This is a genomic window from Pedobacter paludis (genome assembly GCF_003173575.1).
Lineage (GTDB): Bacteria > Bacteroidota > Bacteroidia > Sphingobacteriales > Sphingobacteriaceae > Pedobacter > Pedobacter paludis.
On the sequence record NZ_QGNY01000013.1, the window covers coordinates 21,473 to 43,179 of the forward strand.

Sequence of the window (21,707 nt, forward strand, 5' to 3'; positions counted from 1 at the left end):
GATCAATAGACCTAATAGAGTAATCTGTTACTAACAAAATAATTATGATGAAAAGAATTACAAATTTAACTGAGGGCAGGCTCAGGTTTAAAAATTGCGCTTTTAAGGCTATCGCTTTAACTTTAGCATTAAGCAGTTTTTATCCAACAGCCAATGCTTCTGCCGTTAATATAAGCAGTTCGGTTGCGGTTACAAAAGCCAAGGCTGATATTGTTGTACGCGGTATAATTAAAGATGAAAAAGGATTGCCATTACCTGGAGCCGGTGTTAAGGTAAAAGGTAGTTCCACTAGTGCCGCTGCAGATGTAAATGGTGCATTTACCATTACCGTCCCAGATCAAAATACAGTGCTAATTGTAACCTATGTTGGTTACGATACTAAAGAAATAACTGTTGGTACGCAAACAACTATAGATATTGTTTTAAAAGAAACAGCAGGAGCAAACCTACAAGAGGTTGCTATCGTTGGTTTTGGTACGCAGAAAAAAGAGAGTTTGGTTGGTGCACAGTCATCCGTAAAAGCTGATGAATTAAAACAGCCCGTTTCAAGTATGAGTCAATTATTGGCTGGTCGTATTCCGGGTGTTGTAAACGTAAGCAGAAATGGTGAACCAGGTGCAACGGGATCAGACATTTTTATTCGTGGTATCTCATCACTTACATCAGGAGATAGAGGGCCATTGGTAATTATTGATGGAGTTCCTAATCGTAACTTGAATGATATTAGTGTGTATGATGTAGAAAACTTTACTGTATTAAAGGATGCTGCAGCAACGGCGGTGTATGGTATCCGTGGTGCAAATGGAGTAATCTTAATTAATACAAAACAAGGAAAAACAGGTTCTCCAAAAATTAATGTAGAATATTATGAAGGAATTAGCCGTTTCACTAAAAAACCACAATTAATTGATGGTGTAGATTATATGAATTTAGCTAATGAGGCTAAATATTCAGATTATTTGAGAGGTGGTGCAGCAGGTGCATTTACACCGGCATATTCAATAGATGCTGTTCAAAAAACAGCTTCTGGTGTAGATCCAATTCTTTATCCAAATGTAAACTGGTTCGATGCTATTTACAACGATTTTGGTAGAAATAGATCAGCAACTGCTAACCTTTCAGGTGGTGTAAGTAATGCAAAGTATTATGTTTCCTTGGGCTATTATGGTGAAGACGGTTTGTTTAAAACTGATGAAGCTGTAAACTCATCTACTAAACAAAGTTATAGCCGCTATAATGTAAGTGCAAACTTAAATTGGGATATAACGGGTACCACAAAAATGGATTTGGGTATCAAAGGGATTTTAGGACAAAGCAATTTTCCAAGTAATTTGGGTGCGCAGGATATTTTTAGCCAAGCATTCTTAATTAACCCTACATCTTTTCCTGTGCTTTATCCAAACGGAAGTTTGCCGGGTATTAGTCCACAAGCTGATCAACGTAACCCTTATGGTGACGTTACCAGAAATGGATACAGTGCAGGTTACACCAACCAATTGTATTCAAATCTTCGTTTAACTCAAGATTTGAAAGAAATAACACCAGGCTTATCGGCTACAACAATGTTCTCTTTCGATATTAACAACAGTAACACGATAGCTAGAACGAAAAGAGAAACATTATATAGAATTAACCCTAATGATCCATACATCGTTCCGGGTAATGCAAGCTCAGGTTATAAATATGGATTGGTTCTTCAAGGACAGGATTTCTTAAACTACGGTATCGCTAATGGCGGTGATAAGAAAATTTATTTTGAAGCTGCTATTAACTATAACCGCACATTTGGTAAGCATGCTGTAAGTGGTTTATTATTGTATAACCAAAATGATAATACTACACCATTTGCAGGTAACTTAACACTTTCACTTCCTTACAGGTTGCAAGGTGTTGCCAGTCGTGCAACATACGCTTACGATAATAAATACTTCTTCGAATTTAATGTGGGCTATAACGGTTCAGAAAACTTTGCTCCAGATAAACGTTACGGTTTTTTCCCAGCGCTTGGAGTTGGATGGTTACTATCTAACGAGAAATTCTTCGAACCATTAAAAAATGCGATTCAAATGGTTAAGTTCCGTTATTCTGATGGTATTGTTGGTAGTGGTGGCAGTGGGTCTGGTTACGCAGGTAGCGAAGGCGACCGTTTCTATTATTTAACTAAAGTTGGAAGTGCAAGTGGCTATACCTTCGGTCAAAGTGGAAACATTTCTCCAGGTGGTTTAGGTGTAACTGCTTATGGTGTAGATGTTACCTGGGCAGAAACCCGCAAGCAGGATTTAGGTTTTGAAATGAAAACCTTAAACAATAATCTATCTTTAATTGTCGATTTTTTCAAAGAAAGAAGAGAAAACCAATTTATTAGTAGAGGAACAGTACCAAATTATATTGGTTTGGCTAATACGCCAATTGGCAACTTAGGTATTGTAGAAAATAAAGGTATCGATGGTACTTTACAATATGATGCAAAATTAGGTACAGATTGGTCGCTTAACTTAAGAGCAAACTTTACGTTTAATAAAGACAAAGTAATTGAGAACGATCAAGCACCAAAGGCTTACCCTTGGTTAGAGCAAAGAGGTCTTAATATTTTAGCTTCTACTCGTTTCGGCTATATCGCAGAGAAATTATTTGATAGTCAGGCAGAGATCAATGCCAGTCCAACTCAATTCGGAACTTTAATGCCGGGTGATATCAAGTACAAAGATTTAAATGGTGATGGTAAAATCGATTCATTCGATCAAACGGCAATCGGTAGAGGCGATGTTCCAAGTACCACTTATGGTTTTGGTTTCTCTTTAACATTCAAAAACTTCGATTTTGGTTTATTCTTCCAAGGACAGGATAATGCAGATATTATTTTAAACATTCCATCATTTGCAAACTCTGGTGGTTTAGGTAATATGTTGGCGGTTGCTTCAGATCGTTGGACACCATCAAACCCTCGTCAAGACGCTGTTTACCCACGTTTATCTTATGGTGGTACTAACAACAACAACTATCAATCCAGTACCTGGTGGAAACGTGATATCAGTTTCTTGAGATTGAAAAATGCCGATTTGGGTTATACACTTAAAGAAGGCATAAAATCAATCGGTGTTAAACGCCTAAGAATATATGCAACTGGCTATAACGTATTTACCATTAGTAAATTCAAACTTTGGGATCCAGAACTCTTAACCAATAACGGTACTAGATATCCATTAACATCTAATTATTCTTTAGGTCTTACAGCTAATTTTTAAACTTAAAAAGAATGAAAAAAATATTAATATATACAGTTGGGGCATTGTTGATAGTCGGCAATTATGGCTGTAAGAAATTTTTAAATCAAGTACCTGATGATAGGCTTACTTTTGATCAATTGTATCAAAGAAAGTCTACTGTTGATCAGGCTTTGGCAAATGTTTATTCTACCTTACCAGATCAAAATCAAGATCGTTCGGCGAGTGCAGCAGGGAATATCGGTCCGTGGACAGCTGCTTCTGATGAGGCAGATTACACACTGCCGAATTTTACCGAAAACGTAAATACAGGTGCATGGGATGCAACCAGTGGAAATGTAAATTATCATTGGCAAAACTACTACCGTGGTATTCAGGCGGCTAGTTCTTTTATGGCAAACGTTACCAGATGTACAGATTGTAATATTGGCGGTATAGATATTGTAAACCGTTATTACAATGAAGCAAGAGCGTTAAGAGCCATCTATTACTATTATTTAATCAGACAATATGGTCCGGTAATTTTATTAGGTAATGATCCAATTGCTTCTGATGCACCGCTTGAGGCCATCAGTAAACCACGTAACTCAATGGATGAATGTGTAGAATACATCGTAAGTGAGTTAGATGCAACAATTTCTCGTCTTCCGGCTACACCACAGGCAAATGAAGATTTTGGTCACGTTACTGCATCTGTTGCAGAAGCCTACAAAATTAAAACGTTGTTAACAGCTGCTCGTCCTTTATTTAATGGAAATACAGATTATGCTGGTCTTAGAAATCAAGATGGCAAGCAATTAATCAGTCAAACCTATAATGTTGCAAAATGGACTAGATTGGCTACTGCTGCGAAATCATTTTTAAATAACCCAAACTATTCTAGCTATGCACTTTATACTGTTGCGGCTACGCCATCAGGTTTGCCAAATACTGCTTTTAACAGAGCGTTTATTGCAACTAGAGATGTGTTTTTAAATGGATGGAATTCTGAAATCATTTTTGGTAGAGGTGGTGATGTAACTTTTTATCAATATTCTTTAGCGCCGAATCATAATGGAGCTTCAGGTGGTGATAAAGGTGGTTCATTCTTATCTCCTTCTCAACAGTTGGTTGATGCATTTTTTACCGCAAATGGATTACCAATAGAAAGTGACCCTACATATACCGCTAATGGAACATCAACTTATCAAGCTCCGGATCCAAATGATCAAAATGCTCCAAGGGTAATAAGCAATATGTATGTAAATCGCGAACCTCGTTTTTATGCCGATATTACTTATACCAATCGTAAATGGATCAATCCGCAATCTAACATCATTACAGATTTTACAAACAGTGGTAATGCTGGTAAAGGTGCTATTGCGAACAATGATTATACTAAAACAGGCTATACTTCTAGAAAGCACTTAACTGTAGCAGGTTGGACAAGTGGTAGAACAATTTTCACCTCAATTAGATTGGCTGAAATTTACTTAGATTATGTTGAAGCATTACAGGAGTCAAATCCTTCAGACCCTGATATCTTAATCTATTTAAACAGAATTCGTACAAGAGCAGGTATTCCAATTTATGGAGGAGGCGGACTTCCTATCCCAACGGATATGAGAGATGCCATTCGTAGAGAAAGACGTGTTGAGCTTGCTTTTGAGTTAGATCGTTATTTCTATACCAGAGAATGGAAAATTGCAGAAACTACTGATACACAGATTAGAGGTTTAAACATTACCCAAAATGCACCAGCATTTTATACTCCGGTGGTAACTGAAAATAGAGTTTTCCAAAAGAAACACTATTTATGGCCAATACCGAACGGTGAGATTCAAAAAGTTCCAGTAATTGTACAAAATACTGGCTGGTAAAACATATATAGCACCGGGTGTTTCACTCGGTGCTTTTTTTAACCAATATACTAAAACTATGAAAAACATTTTTCCCTTATCAGTAATTGTAATCTTTGCTTTGCTGGCGTGTAATGGTAAAAAGGAAACGGAATCAATTAAGCCGGCACCACCAATTGTAGAGGCTATTGATCCGCCAGATGCGCCACCAAAAACCTGGAAAGAACATTGGTTTGAGCACGTTCAGTTGTTAAATCGTGTTTATTATGATACAAGTGTAGTTGTTTATTACGATGGTGATGTTAAACCAACAATTACCTGGCCTAAAACCTATATGGCCGAGGCATGGAATTACACCAAAAAAACCTATGGCAAATTTGGCGATGATAGCCGTTTGTTTGTAATTTATCATGCAGGTAAATATAGTGGTGGCCATCCGGGAACTTATCTGGATGCTGGTCATGATTACAGAAATGTGACCGATTGCGGTGCCAGTAGCTTAGATGCCTGGACTACCGGAGTGGATAACGATATCGATTTATCGACCCATGAAATTGGCCACATTGTAGAAGGTGCATCCAAAGGGGTAAAAGAATCTCCGGCTTTTGATATCTGGCACGATAGTAAATGGATGGAAATTTATCAATACGATGTTTATTTAGGCTTAGGTAGAACAGCCGATGCACAGCGTTGGTATAATAAAATGATGACGACTACAGATAGTTATCCAAAGGCAGGAACACAATGGTTTAAAAATTGGTTTCTTCCTATTTACGAAAACTACGGAAAAACGAAAGTTTTAAATGGTTTCTTTACTTTGCTTTCGCAGTATTTTCCAAAGCAACAGCTTACTGTTCAGAGCAAAAGCTATCAACAATATACCAGAAAAATGAACTTTGGCGAGTTTGTTCACTTTTGGAGTGGCTCAGCAAAAGCAGATTTAGCACCACTTGCTTTAGCTGCTTTTGGCCCGAAAGATGAAAAAGGTGCAGATTGGGCGCCAATGCTTGTTCAAGCTAAAAAAGATTTTCCAAACATTACTTATTAAAATTAATGCTCATTTTAGAGATTCCGATAATTCGGAATCTCTTTTTTAATTTTTACACACACACACACACTGAATTAAACCATGATTAAGAAATTTTTATTACTCATTTTACTTGCATGCTCCATTACAGGATTTGCTCAAAGAAACAGAGATTTCCAAATTACAATCACCGATCCAACAAATGTATTGGATGCTGAAACCAAAAGTAATTTAACAGCCTCATTTAACTTGCAATATCCGGTGTTTGCAAATGCCGATGGTTATAGAACCAAGCGAAGTGTAATATTGGAAGTAGCCAATACAGAAACCGAAACCATTAAGGCTAAGGCGGGCGAAATAAAAGTAAATAGCAACTGGGTAAAGGGGAAATCTTTAAATAAAATAAATAAAGAGCTTTGGACAGCACTTTCTAAAAATTGGTCGTCATATAGTGAGGATAAGCATAAAGGTTACAAACTTACTTTTATCAGCAAAGACCCAAATTTAGATCCATCGGTAAGAAAGAATTTAATTGATACCTATTTCGAAATTTATCCAACTTTGGTTAAAACTTTCAATGATAAATCTACCCACGATGTTCTTTTTGTAGTAGATACAGCCTATAAAGCGGTTGCTGAGGCCAGCGGAAATAGAATTCTTTTTAGTGCAGGTTATATGAAAGCGCACCCAACCGATATTGATGTGGTAACTCATGAAACCATGCATATTGTACAGGGTTATGGTTATTCTGCAGGTCCGGTTTGGTTAACTGAAGGCATTGCCGACTATGTGCGCTATAAATACGGGGTAGATAATGTTGGCTCTAAATGGGCTCTTCCTGCTTACAACGATAAACAAAGCTATAAAAATAGCTACCGCATTACTGCTCGCTTTTTTGCTTGGTTAGAACAAAATGTAAAACCAGGCTTAATTGCAATGCTCGATCAACAATTGAGGGCACATCAATATACAGAGCAATCTTGGGTATCTTTAACGGGTAAAACGATAGATCAGCTTTGGGATGATTACGGTAAAAACCCTTCAGTAGAACTAAAATACAGCGATAAAAAAGCAAAATAAAAATTATAAAAATGAAAAGATCTTTATTAACACTCTCTATGATTTGTCTGTTATTCTGTTTTGGGGCAAATGCACAGCAAGATCAAATGATCAAACGTGGTGATTATACGTTGGTTTTTATAAACAATTCTAAAATAATCAGCGAAGAATTGGCTCAGAATATTGTCAACACTTTTTTTGAAGTCTATCCAAAAATGGTTACAGAATATAATCCTGAGGCAACTAAAAAAGTTACCATATTAATTGATTTGAACTATAAAAAAGTAGCAGTCTCTGGAAAGGGAAAAATTACACTCGGCGCATTGTGGATGCAACAACATCCTGAAGATACGGATTTAGTAACGCATGAGCTTGTGCACATTGTACAGGATTTTAAGGCACTTGGTCCAGAGTGGTTAATAGAAGGCTTAGCCGATTGTGGAAGATTTCAATACGGACTTAACAACGCGGCTGCTGACTGGAGTTTACCTTCGCTTAGTTCTTATCAAAGCTACAAAATGGGGTATCGGGTTGCAGCTCGATTTTTGCTTTGGGTTAATAAATTTCAAGAATCATCTACCATTTTTCAGCTTAATACAGCATTAAAATACAACACATATTCTGCAGATTCGTGGAAGGAAATTACAGGTAAAAGCCTTGACGAGCTTTGGGCGCTTTATCTTCAAAATAACGATATAGACTAGCAAGGATGTTACTTAAAATAAGCGTATAATAAACTATTTTAGCATTTAGAAATCACACACACAAATGATTACTAATAAATTAAAACAGGCATTTAAATATGCTCTAATTATCTTTTTTGTCAATTTTTTTGGCATTAAGGTTTCTGCACAACAAACAGTTGGTTTATTAAAGCGACAACAAGATTTTGTTGATTTACGCTTTGGAATGTTTATTCACTACAATATTCCAACCTACATGGATCAAGATTGGGCAGATCCCGAAGCCAGTCCTTCAATTTTCAATCCGAAGAAACTTAATACAGATCAATGGGCTAAAGCCGCTAAGTCTGCCCATATGAGCTATGGTTGTTTAACCACAAAACACCACAGTGGTTTTGCCATTTGGGACACAAAAACTACGGATTACGGCGTAATGAGTAGTCCTTATAAAAAAGATATTGTTAAAGCCTATACAGAATCCTTCAGAAAAGAAGGTTTAAAAGTAATGCTTTACTTTTCAATTTTAGATACGCACCATAAAATTCGCCCGGGGCAAATTACACCCGAAAAAATCGAATTTATTAAAGCTCAGCTTAAAGAATTACTCAGCAATTATGGTAAAATAGATGCCTTAATTATTGATGGTTGGGATGCACCATGGTCTAGAATTTCATACGATGATGTTCCTTTTGAAGAAATTTATACCTTGATAAAATCCATACAGCCTGAGTGCTTGGTTATGGATTTGAACGCAGCTAAGTATCCACCAGAAGCCTTATATTACACCGATATAAAATCTTACGAGCAGGGTGCCGGTCAACATATAAAAAAGGAGAGTAACAAATTGCCGGCTTTATCTTGTTTGCCAATTAATAACGCATGGTTTTGGAAAACCGATTTCCCTACAACGCCTGTAAAATCTGCAGATGTTTTGGTAAATAATATGATTAAGCCTTTAAATCAGGCGTACTGCAATTTCATTTTGAATGTGGCGCCAAATCGCGATGGTTTAATTGATGATAATGCTTTAGCTACATTAAAAGAAATTGGAACAAAGTGGAAAAACGAAGGCCCATTGCCACCATTACCACCAAATGTTGCGCCCATTATATCTCCAAATATTGCAAAAAAACAGGCCAGCAACTCAAGCTGGAGTGATGATATGAACATAATGGATTTTGCCAACGATGACAGTTTCGGATCAACTTGGTCTTCCAATCCAACGGTTAAAGAGCCTTGGTTCGAAATTACTTTCGATAGAGATAAGGCATTAAATATGATCGTTATTGCAGAGAAATCAGCAAATATTTCTTCGTATAGATTGGAATATAGCGATGGTGGTGAATGGAAACCTATTCTTAAAGGCAGTGATCTCTCAAGAATAAAAATTCATCGCTTTGATCGGGTATGGGCTAAAAAAGTGAGAATTTTAATAGATAAATTTGATAACCAAGTAGAATTAGCAGAGTTCGGTGTTTTTAATGAAAGAAGATAGTTTGGTAAATAAAGTAAAGCCTCTTGCCTTAGGGATAGATATAGGTGGCTCCCACATTACAACAGGGATAGTAGATCTTGATGAAAAGAGTTTAATTACTGAATCAATAAAGAGAAGTTTTATCGACTCTAACGGATCAGCAGAAAGTATTTTAAATGGTTGGACGGAGATAATCCAAGAATCATTTAAGAATTTCAATGGTGCAGATAAAAATATTGGCATTGCTATGCCTGGGCCTTTTGATTACGAAAATGGAATTTCCTTAATTAAGGATCAGGATAAATTTAAGGCTTTGTATCAAGTAAATATAAAAGAGGAGCTCGCAAAACGATTAGACATTCATCCAGAAAACATTCGTTTTATAAACGATGCTGCTGGGTTTTTACAGGGAGAGGTTTTCGCTGGTGCAGCTAAAGGAAACTCCAGTGTTATGGGTTTAACTTTAGGTACCGGATTAGGATCTGCCTTTTGCATTGATTATAAAGCATCGGATGCAGCGCTTTGGGATTCTAGCTTTTTAAACGGTATTGCCGAAGATTACCTCTCCACGCGATGGTTTGTAAAGCGCTACAAGCAATTAACCAATAAAACTTTGGCAGGCGTAAAAGAATTGGTTTCATTGGTATCTTCAGATCACGATGCAATTCGAGTTTTTATGGAATTTGGAAATAATCTAGCAAAATTTCTAATTCCAATAATTAATCAGCATAAAATTGATGTCGTAATCGTTGGTGGAAATATTGCTCAAGCATTTGCCGAATTTTCTCCTGAACTGATTTCGACCTTAAAGGGGAATGAAATCTATGCTTCGATAAAAATTTCTGAACTTAAAGAAAATGCCGCTTTAATTGGCGCTGCAGGCTGTTGGGATCATTCTTATCAAACAATTAGTGCATAAATCGAAAATGTTATAAAAAAAAATTTGGTGTTTAGTAAAACGTTTTACATATTATATTTATTTTGCGGAACAATAAACTAACCAAAGTCGAAAAATCAAAGATTTAAATGAAAAAGATAATTTTCTCATGCGTTTTGGCAACGTTTGCATTGTTGCCCCTCACTAAATTAAAAGCTCAGGAAACTATAAAGAAAAATGGTTATACCCTTTCTTTCGAAAGCAATTTTGCTGGTTTAGATCCCCAGCTGAAAAAGCGATTGATTAAAACTTTTTTTGAGGTTTACCCAAAACTGGCTAAGGAGTATAATCCATCTACAATGAAAGAGGTTAAATTTTTTGTAGATACCAATTATAAAGGTGTAGCCGCAACCAGCGATGGTAAAGTAACCTTCAGCTCGATATGGATGATCAAGCACCCAGAAGATATTGATGTAGTTACCCACGAGGTGATGCATATTGTGCAGGATTATGGCAGAAGTGTAGGCCCAGGCTGGTTAACCGAAGGCATTGCCGATTATGCCCGTTATAAGTTTGGCGTTGATAATGCCGGTGCAAATTGGACTCTACCTGAATTAAAACCAGAACATTCATACAAAAATAGCTATAGAATTACAGCAAGATTTTTTGCCTGGATAGAAAAATATGTTAAAGCCGGTACCATTAAAGCCGTTGATGATTCGCTAAGAGACCATACTTATACAGCTGCCATATGGACTAAATTAACAGGGAAAAATTTAGACGAACTTTGGGCCGATTACGTTAGCAATCCTTCATTAGAAAAATCAAAATAGAAACACATAAACTGAATATACAAAAATGAAAAAACTGTTCATCGCCTTATTAAGTTTTGCAGCTTCAACCAGCTTTGCACAAACTGTAGGTAAAATTACAGACCCGGTAGATTGGATTAACCCGCTAATGGGTACACAGTCTAAACCGGATTTATCAAATGGAAACACTTACCCAGCAATAGGCTTGCCTTGGGGAATGAACATGTGGAGTCCACAAACCGGAAGAAATGGCGATGGTTGGGCTTATGTTTACAATGCAGACAAAATCCGTGGTTTTAAACAAACCCATCAGCCTTCACCTTGGATGAACGATTACGGCGCTTTCTCTATTATGCCCGTAACCGGAAAATTAAAATTTACAGATGATGACCGTGCGAGCTGGTTCAGCCACAAAGCAGAGGTTTCTAAACCATATTATTATAGCGTTTATTTAGCTGATGCCGATGTAACAACAGAGATTACGCCAACAGAAAGAGCTGCACAATTCAGATTTACTTTCCCTAAAACGGATAGTTCTTTTGTGGTTGTAGATGCTCAAGACAGAGGTTCGTATATTAAAATTATTCCGGCAGAACGCAAAATTATTGGTTATACCACAAAATATGCCCGCGGACCGCTTCCTAAAAACTTTAAAAACTACTTTGTAATCTATTTTAATAAAGATTTCAAATTGGCTAAAACATGGGATGATAAAAAACTTAACGATAAGGATTTAGAATTAACAGTAAATCATGCTGGCGCTGTTATTGGTTTTCAAACCACCAAAGGCGAACAGATAATTGCTAAAGTTGCTTCCTCATTTATTAGTTTCGAACAAGCCGATATCAATTTAAAAAGAGAATTGGCCAATGATGGTTTCGATGCAACAAAAGCTAAAGGTAGAGCCACCTGGAACAAAACTTTGAGCAAAATTGCAGTAGAAGGTGGTACAATCGATCAAACCCGTACTTTCTATTCTTGCATGTACCGTACATTGTTCTTCCCCAACAAACTATATGAGGTAGATGCACAAAATCAAATTGTCCACTGGAGCCCATATACAGGAGAAGTTAAACCTGGTTATATGTTCGCTGGAACCGGTTTTTGGGATACATTTAGAGCTTTATATCCTTTCTTAAACTTGGTTTATCCATCAATTAACAAAGAGATGCAACAAGGCTTAATTAATGATTACAAAGAAGGTGGTTGGTTGCCAGAATGGAGCAGTCCAGGTTACGCCAATATTATGGTTGGTAACAACTCTGCTTCGGTAGTTGCCGATGCCTACATAAAAGGAATGCGTGGTTATGATATTAATACCTTGTGGGATGCAGTGAAACATGGCGCCAACAACGAAGGCCCAATGGAAGCTGTAGGCCGTGACGGTGTTAAATATTATAATGAGCTGGGTTATGTTCCATTCGATGTAAAAAAGAATGAAAACGCAGCTAAAACATTAGAATATTCTTATGATGATTTTACAATTTACCAATTGGGAAGAGCTTTAGGCAAACCTGCTTCAGAGATTGAAATTTACAAAAAAAGAGCAATGAATTACAAAAACCTTTTTGATCCTGCTTCAGGCTTAATGCGTGGCAAAAATCAAGATGGTACATTCCAAAGTCCTTTCAGCCCGTTTAAATGGGGTGGTGCTTTTACCGAAGGAAACAGCTGGCACTACACTTGGTCGGTTTTTCAGGATGTTGATGGCTTAGCAAAATTAATGGGTGGCCATGATAAATTTGTAACCAAATTGGATTCGGTTTTCTCTATGCCTCCAGTATTCGATGAAAGTGCTTACGGTGGTGTAATTCACGAAATCCGTGAAATGCAAATCGCCAATATGGGTCAGTATGCTCATGGAAATCAACCCATTCAGCATATGATTTACTTGTACAACTATGGTGGTGCACCTTATAAAACTCAATATTGGGTTAGAGAAACCATGAATAGAATGTACAAAGCAACGCCAGATGGTTACTGCGGTGATGAAGATAATGGTCAGACTTCTGCATGGTATGTGTTCTCGGCAATGGGATTTTATCCAGTTACGCCAGCAACAGATCAGTATGTATTAGGTGCACCATTGTTTAAAAAGGTAACACTTACCTTAGAAAACGGTAAAACTGTCGTAATTAGTGCAGGCGCAAATAGCGATAGCAACCGTTACGTACAGTCGTTGCAGTTAAACGGAAAACCATATTCTAAAAACTGGATCAGCCATAGCGGTTTGCAAAATGGTGCGGTGTTAAACTTCAACATGACTGCTTCACCAAACAAAACCAGAGGTTCAAATCCTGTTGATTTTCCGTATTCGTTATCAACTGAAAAATAAAAAATTACCTATCGGATGGAGCGAAACTTCATCCGATAGGTTTTAAATTAATTATACATTAGCCTTAACGGGTTAATAACTAACAAACCAAATATGAAATTGAACGTCTTAAAGGCGGGTTGCGTAACCATTCTCTGGCTTGGCGGAACCTTACTGGCATTTGGCCAGCGCATAGATCTTAAAGATCTTTCTGCATTTAAAAATCCTGCAAAATCGTGGTCGCTAGCAGAAAATGTTTTTGCCGATTTAAATAAAGAAAATACATTAAAAACAACCAAGGGAACAGGAATATTGGTAAATGAATCTTCTGCAAAAAGCGCAGGATCCGATTTGTATACGAATACCGAATTCGGTGATGCCTTAATCGAACTTGATTATTTAACCGCTAAGGGAACCAATTCTGGAATCTATCTTCAAGGAAATTACGAAATCCAGATAGATGATGCCTGGGGATTAAGAAACGCAACATCCGCCAATAATGGTGGCATTTACGAACGATGGAACGACTCTAAACCCGATGGAGAAAAAGGATTTGGTGGAATTGCCCCACGTCAAAATGCAAGTAAAGCACCTGGTTTATGGCAACACATTAAAATTGTTTTTCAGGCACCAAAATTCAATGGAACTGAAAAAATCCAGAATGCAAAAATCATCAGTGTAGAACTAAACGGAATCACCATTCACGAAAATGTAGAATTATTTGGGGCAACTCGTGGCGCTGCTGGTGCCGAAAAAGCAACTGGGCCGCTTCGGTTGCAGGGCGATCATGGTTCTGTAGCATTTAAGAACATCGAAATTACACCACTTTCTCAGTTTCCAAGAAACAATCAAGGCAATGATGATGATCCGATTTATGTAGATGCATCAAGCAATAATATGATCCGCAGTTTTATTGATGTAGTTCCGGGTGTACGTTCGGTACATGCAATTTCAGTTGGCGGACCAGAAAAAACAGCTTACAGTTACGATCTGGATAACGGCACGATTTTACAAGGATGGCATGGAGGTTTTATTGATGCAACTCCAATGTGGCACGATCGCGGTAATGGAACTTCTCGTCCTTTAGGGAGCATTACCCGCTTTACCAAAAAACCGGTTTTAGCCATTTCTCGTTTAGCTAGCGATAAAGACAAATGGAATGCTGATACAGCAGGAACAGGTTTCCGTACAAAAGGTTATGTAATGGATAATCAAGAGCGACCAGAATTTAAATACATAATCTATGGAGCAAATGTTACCGATGCGGTTAAGGTAATGGAAAATGGACAAGGTTTGACAAGAGAAATTTCTGTGGATAAACCTTCAAAAGATCTTTATTTTCTTTTGGCAACAGCCTCAAATATCGAAGAAGTTTCAAAAGGTTTATATCTGATTGATGATAAATCCTACTATCTGCAATTTCCAGAAGGCGCATCGAAGCCAATGATTAGAGATGTAGATGGGAAAAAAGAAATTATTGTAGCAATTGGCAGTAAGTTGAATTATACCATTTTGTTTTAATCTGAATAATGATGAGATATACATTTAAAACACTAACGATACTTGCATTAAGTTTAAGCTTTTCTACACTTTTTGCACAGGAAACACCGAAAGAAGAAGATTTTTTCAGGATAAATAAAGTAAAAGTACCCGAAGGACCAATATTAGAAGTTGGGGGTTTGGTTACCTTGCCTAATGGCGATTTGGGAATTTCTACCCGTAGGGGCGAAGTTTATATTGTTCAAAATCCAACAAGCTCTAAGCCCTATTGGAAAAGATTTGCTTACGGATTGCATGAAATTTTAGGCATCGCCTACAAAGATGGCGCCCTTTACGTGGCACAACGTGGCGAATTGACCAAACTTATCGATAAAGATATGGACGGCAAAGCCGATGTTTACGAAACCATTTATGCATGGCCTTTAAGCGGTCATTATCACGAATATAGCTTCGGACCAAAAATAGCTGCTGATGGTACTTTCTTGGTAACGGCAAACGTAGCCTTTGGCGATGAAGAATGGTGGAGAGCCGAAAGTCGTGTACCAATGCGTGGCTGGGCAATGAACATTACCGAAGATGGAAAAATGACGCCGTACGCTGCAGGATTCCGCTCTCCAGCTGGAATTGGCATGTTGGATGATCAATTTTATTATACCGAAAATCAAGGTGACTGGGTAGGCTCAGGCGGTTTGTGGAAAGTAAACAAAGGCGATTTCATGGGTCATCCTGCAAGTTTAAGATGGACGAGCAGATCAGATTCTCCTGTTAAATTACAATCAGATTTCTTCTATTCTAAAATGGATGAACGCCGGATTAAAAACGAGCAAGGCCGATACATTAAACCAGAAAATAGAGTTAACGAAACTTTCAAAACTTTGTTCGAAATGAAGAAAACTTTCCCTGAATTACGTTTGCCAGCTGTTTGGTTGCCTTATGGAATTTTAGGAATCTCATCAGCAGAGCCTGTAAAAATTCCGGCGAACAGTTTTGGTCCATTTGCCGGACAAATCTTAGTCGGCGATCAAGGAATGAGTATCATCTCTAGAATTTTTATGGAAACCGTAAAAGGAGAGGAGCAGGGTGCTTCATTTTTGTTCCGTAAAGGTTTCCGTTCGGGCGTATTAAGATTGGCATGGGGAACTGACGGTTCTTTATTTGTAGGCGAAACCAACCGAGGTTGGGGGTCTGCAGGTGATGCTAACGAAGGTTTGGAAAGATTGGTTTATAACAATAAAGTTCCTTTCGAAATGAAAGCCGTAAGAGCAATGCCTGATGGTTTCGAAATCGAATTTACAAAACCTGTAGATCGTAAATCGGCTGAAGATTTGGCTTCATACTCTGCAGAAAGCTTTATTTACAAATACCATCCAGTTTATGGTTCGCCTCCCGTAAATACAGAAAAATTAAAAATCTCTGGTGTTAAGGTTTCAGATGATGGTTTAAAAGCAAGAATTATTGTTCAAAATCTTCGTCAATATTACATCCATACGTTAACCTTGGATGGCTTGAGATCTCAGGACGGGTTTTATTCGTTAATTCATCCAGTGGCTTTCTATACGCTAAACCAAATTCCCGATGGTAATAAATTATCATTAAAAGAGGTGAGTACAAAGAATTCTGAAACGGTTCCAACAACCTCAGCTGCCGCAAAAAAAGCCTCAACCGCTAAAATTCCAGCTACAGCTCCAGAATCAAAATCAAAATCAGTTTCTGCTAAACCCGCACCGGTAGTTGCAAAAGCACCTACTTTTAAAGAGGTAGAAGGTTTGTTAACCAAAAATACTTGTCTGGCTTGCCACAATGCCACGAAAAGACAAATCGGGCCACCATTTGTAGAAATTGCAAAAAGAAAATATTCTGGCGATAAAATTTTCCAATTAATTCACAATCCGCAACCACAAAACTGGCCGGGTTATTCAACAGAAATGCCTCCAATGCCACAGGTTACTAAAGCTGAAGCTTTAAAAATTGCTGCATGGATTAATTCTTTAAAATAAATATTAGTTAATTGTTAGTCTAAAACGGTTGGTGGAAACGCCGACCGTTTTTATTTGAAAAAATTAAAATGAGAAAAATCATATCCCTGATATGTCTAAGTATAATCTTCAGCTTTGCAGCGAATGCACAGCAAAAATTATCGGGAACCGTTAAAGACAATAAGAATGCTCCCATCCCGGCAGTAAGCATTCAGATTTTAAATACCAATCTGAATACAGTTACAAACGCCAACGGCGATTTTGAATTTATAAGTGTTCAGGCTGGAAAGCTAAGTCTTCGTTTCTCTGCAATTGGTTACGCAACAATTGTTAAAACCATTACCAATAATCAAAATTTGGATGTGGTGTTGGCTGATGCCAACTTAAAGCTTGATGAAGTAACCGTTTCGGCACAGAAAACTGAGGAAAACGTTCAAAATGTTCCGTTGAGTATAACGGCTTTATCAGCAAATAAAGTAAACGATTATAGAATTCAAAATACCCGCGATTTATCTACAATCGTTCCAAATTTATACAGCAGTAATCCGGGTGATGGTAGAAATGTAACTTCCATTAGAGGTATTGGAACTACTTCTTACGATCCTGCAATCGCAACATATATCGATGGCGTAAATCAATTTGGATTAGATACGTACATTGCTTCACTATTTGACGTAGAAAGAATTGAAGTGCTTCGCGGTCCGCAGGGCACACTTTATGGAAGAAATGCAATGGGTGGAGTAATCAACATTATTACAAAACAGCCAACTAATTATACAAGTGGTTTTGCAGGCGTAGATATTGGTAATTACGGTCAGCAACGCTATAGTGCGGGGATTCGTACCGCTTTGATTAAAGATAAATTATTTTTCGGCGCCGCCGGATTGTTCAATAGGCAAAGCGGTTTTTACACCAATGAGTTTAACAATTCTAAATTCGACAAACTGCATGGTTATTTGGGCAACTATTATTTAAAGCTTCAGGCGAGTGCCAAGTTTGCATTAACTTTGAACGTAAAACATAACGAGAATAGAAACAATGGAACTTTTCCATTGGCGGGTTCGGTAGAAGAAGCACTTACAAATCCATTTAAGTTGAATCAAAATGCCACCACAGAAATGGTTGATAATTTGTTTAATGCCTCTTTATCGGCCAACTATGCTGGAGATTCTTTTAATTTCACTTCACAAACAGCTTATCAATCAAATTATAGATATTATAAACAACCAATCGATGGTGATTTTTCTCCAATCGATGGTGTTTCGATTATTAACGATTATGGTAAAGACTGGAATAAAGTTCAGGTGTATACACAGGAAATTAAATTCAGTTCACCGGCATCAACAACTTCAAAAGTTAAATGGTTAGCAGGTTTATATGGTTTCCATCAATATAATCCAGTAAAACAGGGCACATTTTTTGGTGAGGACGGACCATTGCTTGGCGCACCGTTTCCTAATGTAACCAGCTTAAACACAAACACTGGCAAAAGCTATGGCTTGGCCATTTTCGGACAGGTTTCTTATGCCTTAACAGATAAATTGGTAGCTACATTGGGTTTACGTTACGATTACGAACATAAAAAACAAAGTGCCTTAGGCGAATTTTTAATCGGCGGAATGGCTCCAATTACCACGCAGAACGATACCGCATCAACAGCAAATTTCAAGGCATTTTCTCCGAAATTTACCTTGGCTTACGCCATCACCGATAATAGCAATCTATATGCAAATTACAGCAGAGGTTATAGAGCAGGTGGGATTACACAGTTAGGATCAGATCCATCGGTTTTACCATTAGTTCCTTACAAACCAGAGTACAGCAACAACTTCGAAATTGGCTCTAAAAATGCCTTTTTGAATAATCTTTTAACCCTAAACGTTTCGGCATTTTATATTCGATTAACGGATGCCCAGGTTCCTGTGTTGGTTTTGCCAGATGCTGTAACCATTACCAGAAATGCAGGTAAGCTGACAAGTAAAGGTGTCGAGGCTGAATTATCGGCAAGACTTTTTAAGGGTTTTAATATAGATTATAACTTAGGTTATACCGATGCGAAGTACACTTCACTTCAATTGCCACAAAATGGTACAACCGTTAATTTAGACGGAAACCGACAATTGTACACACCGGATTTGACATCGATGTTAGCCTTGCAGTACAGTTACGAGGTTGATAAAATCTCTAAATTAAATCTCGTGGCTCGTGGCGAATGGTCGTATACAGGAAATCAGTTTTATGATTTGGGTAACAACATCCAACAAAAAGGCTACAATCTTTATAATGCCAAAATTGGTTTTGCACAAAAGCATTTCGATTTGTTTTTCTGGGGAAGAAATTTGGGCAATAAAACTTATATAGATTATGCTTACGATTTTGGAGCTGCACATTTGGGCAATCCTAAAACTTACGGAATTAGCCTAACAGGAAGATTTTAAAAAGAAATGGGGATTCCACATATTGCAGAATCCCCATCATCTAAATTAACGCTCTCATATACATAAACGCCATAAATAGAAATTATTGCCTATGGCGATAATTTTTTTGAATTTAATTTTTTTTCTGCGTTTCCGTTCCCCTCTTTCAGAGGGTTGCCCAAACGGGCGGGGTGTTTCATTGAAGAATATCCTCTCACGAAAAAATCAATCGACATAACGAAGTTTCGAAGAGTAGCTCCCTCTCTTCAGGGGGGCGTTGCTTTGAAAAAAAATGTTCTCACGAAAAACTCAGTCAACACAACGAAGTTTCGAGGAGTAGCTCCCTCTCTTCAGGGGGGTGTTGCTTTGAAAAAAAATGTTCGCATGAAAAGCTCAGTCAACACAACGAAGTATCGAGGAGTAGCTCCCTCTCTTCAAGGAGAGGGCGGGGGGTGAGGTCATTCCATAAAATTCCCTATTTTTACTTCATGGGAACAATAGATAAAACGCAACAAGATGCTGAGAAACGAGTTGCAGCTTTAGAAGCTATAAGGTTTATAAAAGATGGTGATGTTGTAGGTTTAGGTACAGGTTCTACAGCCAAATACGCAATAGAAGAGATTGGAAAAAGGGTACAGAATGGTTTAACAATTACTGCAGCAGCAAGTTCCAAAAAAACAGATGAACTGGCGAGATCTTACGGGATCGAAATACTTGATCTTCAAACGCTTAGTTCAATAGATGTTAGTATTGATGGTGCCGACGAATTCACAGAATCCTTAAACTTAATCAAGGGTGGAGGCGGAGCATTATTCAGAGAAAAAATCATTGCTTCCTTAAGTAAAAATAGAATTATAGTTGCCGATGCATCTAAAAAGGTAGAAAAATTAGGTGCGTTTAAAGTTCCCATCGAAGTTATTCCGTTAGCGCTTCAATATGTAACTGATCAGATTACAAAACTTAGGGGATCGAGTCTTTTAAGACAAATTAATAACGAAACATTCATCACCGATAATGGAAATTATATCATCGATGCTGATTTTGGTTTAATTGATTATCCCGAAGAATTGGCAAGATCGTTAAATCAAATAGATGGTTTGCTCGCACACGGATTATTTATTGGTTTAACCAGCAAAGTGATTATGGCAATTAATAACGGCGTTGTGGTTTTCGAATAATTTGATAAAATTTTACTCTAATTCCGACACCCACTCCCTGGTTCGTGTCTCCACGAACCATTAATAGCAAGAATTGCCAGCGTAATGCTCTTTGAGTAATTTAACAATTTTACCCTAATTCCGTGTCTTCTGTGTTTCCGTGGCAAATCTTTCACTCAAATATTTGGTTCGAGGAGACACGAACATTAAACAACCATTCCGCATTTTTCACCGACATTTAACACCCTTAAAATTCTTCAAAATATTTTAACCGATATTTTTATTTCACTTACCGATAAAATTATCTTATTGGAGGAAATCCCATTCTCCAGCGTTTATTTTCATGATACATTTGAATATAAAAACAAAACATCATGGAAACTCTAATCAAAAAAAATCACACAGATAAACAATTGGGACTAGGTATTTTAATTGTAGGTATCGGATCTGTTTTCTTACTTAGAAATACAGGGGTTGATGTGCCACACTGGATTTTAAGCTGGCATACTATAATGCTTGGGGCAGGGTTGTGGATGGGTTACCGTCGTAATTTTACAGGTGGCGGTTGGTTGGCCTTAACAATAATTGGAGCAATCTTTACTTTGAAAGACATCACCATTTTCGATTTTGCTTTATCAAAAATCACGACAGCCATGTTTCTCATCGGTGTAGGTTTATATATGATCTTTAAACCTAAAACCTATAAATCATTCAATCAGACATTTGAAAAAAAGCCAATTGATTTTACATCAACAGAGCACTAAAATTCTTAACTCCATCATATATCTCAAAGGGACAATTTTTAAAAATTGTCCCTTTCTTATTTTATGCCCTACATTAAATCGATTTGTTAAATTTCGATGGGAAAGGCAAAATTTCGCCAGTTTTAGCTTCAGAAGTCAAACTACTTCCCTTATTCTAGACGTGTAGGGTTAAGGCTATCTACTTTTTACGCCGAGGCCAAAAACGCATTCAAACTTTCAGAAAGACAAAGATTTTCATGACATTTTTTAAATGTATTATTAGAACTACATTTTAATCATGGTATGTTTCTATCTTTTTGATTATGTACATAAATGGATAAATATTAAATTTTAATCTTAATAATTGTTTATTCTATAGCGAGCCAATAAACATTTAAATAAATTCTTCCCTTTCTTTCGCCAGCTATTTTTTATCAATTGTATTACAATTAGTGTATTGGCGACTATTCAAAGGAAACAATTCCCTCCCAACTATTGCACTAAATAATTTCATAAAATTACATTTTTTAAAAATCATGTAGTTTTAAAAATACACTGAAATCATGGTAGTGTTTTCATGATTTTGGGGTATTTTTTTCTCTTTTC

At 37.2% G+C, this 21,707-nt stretch carries 14 protein-coding genes; all 14 read left to right on the plus strand.

What is annotated here, in order from left to right:
• Positions 1-44 precede the first annotated feature (44 nt).
• The 14 genes from DF947_RS21935 (at position 45) to DF947_RS22005 (ending at position 21,122) form a co-directional block, all read left to right on the plus strand.
• The gene (locus DF947_RS21935; protein ID WP_240615439.1) at positions 45-3,245 is read left to right on the plus strand and encodes a SusC/RagA family TonB-linked outer membrane protein; all 3,201 of its coding nucleotides are present in this window, start codon (positions 45-47) and stop codon (positions 3,243-3,245) included.
• 11 nt (positions 3,246-3,256) lie between these two features.
• Positions 3,257-5,083, plus strand: a complete 1,827-nt coding sequence (locus DF947_RS21940) for a RagB/SusD family nutrient uptake outer membrane protein (protein WP_109932955.1) — start codon at positions 3,257-3,259, stop codon at positions 5,081-5,083.
• A 58-nt stretch (positions 5,084-5,141) separates the two neighbouring features.
• On the plus strand, positions 5,142-6,110 hold the full coding sequence (locus DF947_RS21945; RefSeq protein WP_109932957.1) for a hypothetical protein: 969 nt from the start codon (positions 5,142-5,144) through the stop codon (positions 6,108-6,110).
• A gap of 81 nt (positions 6,111-6,191) precedes the next feature.
• Positions 6,192-7,169, plus strand: a complete 978-nt coding sequence (locus DF947_RS21950) for a basic secretory protein-like protein (RefSeq protein WP_109932959.1) — start codon at positions 6,192-6,194, stop codon at positions 7,167-7,169.
• 11 nt (positions 7,170-7,180) lie between these two features.
• On the plus strand, positions 7,181-7,852 hold the full coding sequence (locus DF947_RS21955; protein WP_109932961.1) for a basic secretory protein-like protein: 672 nt from the start codon (positions 7,181-7,183) through the stop codon (positions 7,850-7,852).
• 64 nt (positions 7,853-7,916) lie between these two features.
• Positions 7,917-9,326 carry an alpha-L-fucosidase gene (locus DF947_RS21960; RefSeq protein ID WP_109932964.1) on the plus strand — a complete coding sequence of 470 codons (1,410 nt, stop codon included), beginning with the start codon at positions 7,917-7,919 and terminating at the stop codon, positions 9,324-9,326.
• A complete protein-coding gene (locus DF947_RS21965; protein ID WP_109932966.1) occupies positions 9,313-10,224 on the plus strand; it encodes an ROK family protein in 912 nt (303 codons plus the stop codon). Before DF947_RS21960 ends, DF947_RS21965 begins: the two co-directional genes overlap by 14 nt.
• 107 nt (positions 10,225-10,331) lie before the next feature.
• On the plus strand, positions 10,332-11,015 hold the full coding sequence (locus DF947_RS21970) for a basic secretory protein-like protein (protein WP_109932968.1): 684 nt from the start codon (positions 10,332-10,334) through the stop codon (positions 11,013-11,015).
• Positions 11,016-11,040: 25 nt separating this feature from the next.
• Positions 11,041-13,329 (plus strand): GH92 family glycosyl hydrolase, encoded by a 2,289-nt coding sequence (locus DF947_RS21975; protein ID WP_109932970.1) that lies wholly within the window; start codon positions 11,041-11,043, stop codon positions 13,327-13,329.
• Positions 13,330-13,422: 93 nt separating this feature from the next.
• Positions 13,423-14,829: a 3-keto-disaccharide hydrolase gene (locus tag DF947_RS21980; protein ID WP_109932972.1), complete on the plus strand. Its 1,407-nt coding sequence runs from the start codon at positions 13,423-13,425 to the stop codon at positions 14,827-14,829.
• Between the two features lie 8 nt (positions 14,830-14,837).
• Positions 14,838-16,805, plus strand: a complete 1,968-nt coding sequence (locus DF947_RS21985; protein WP_240615440.1) for a c-type cytochrome — start codon at positions 14,838-14,840, stop codon at positions 16,803-16,805.
• 68 nt (positions 16,806-16,873) lie between these two features.
• Positions 16,874-19,222 carry a TonB-dependent receptor gene (locus tag DF947_RS22625; RefSeq protein ID WP_109932976.1) on the plus strand — a complete coding sequence of 783 codons (2,349 nt, stop codon included), beginning with the start codon at positions 16,874-16,876 and terminating at the stop codon, positions 19,220-19,222.
• Positions 19,223-19,689: 467 nt separating this feature from the next.
• Complete coding sequence (rpiA, locus tag DF947_RS22000) at positions 19,690-20,379, plus strand: ribose-5-phosphate isomerase RpiA (protein ID WP_109932980.1); 690 nt, start codon at positions 19,690-19,692, stop codon at positions 20,377-20,379.
• 353 nt (positions 20,380-20,732) lie between these two features.
• Positions 20,733-21,122, plus strand: a complete 390-nt coding sequence (locus DF947_RS22005) for a LiaF transmembrane domain-containing protein (protein ID WP_109932982.1) — start codon at positions 20,733-20,735, stop codon at positions 21,120-21,122.
• The last annotated feature ends 585 nt before the right edge of the window (positions 21,123-21,707 follow it).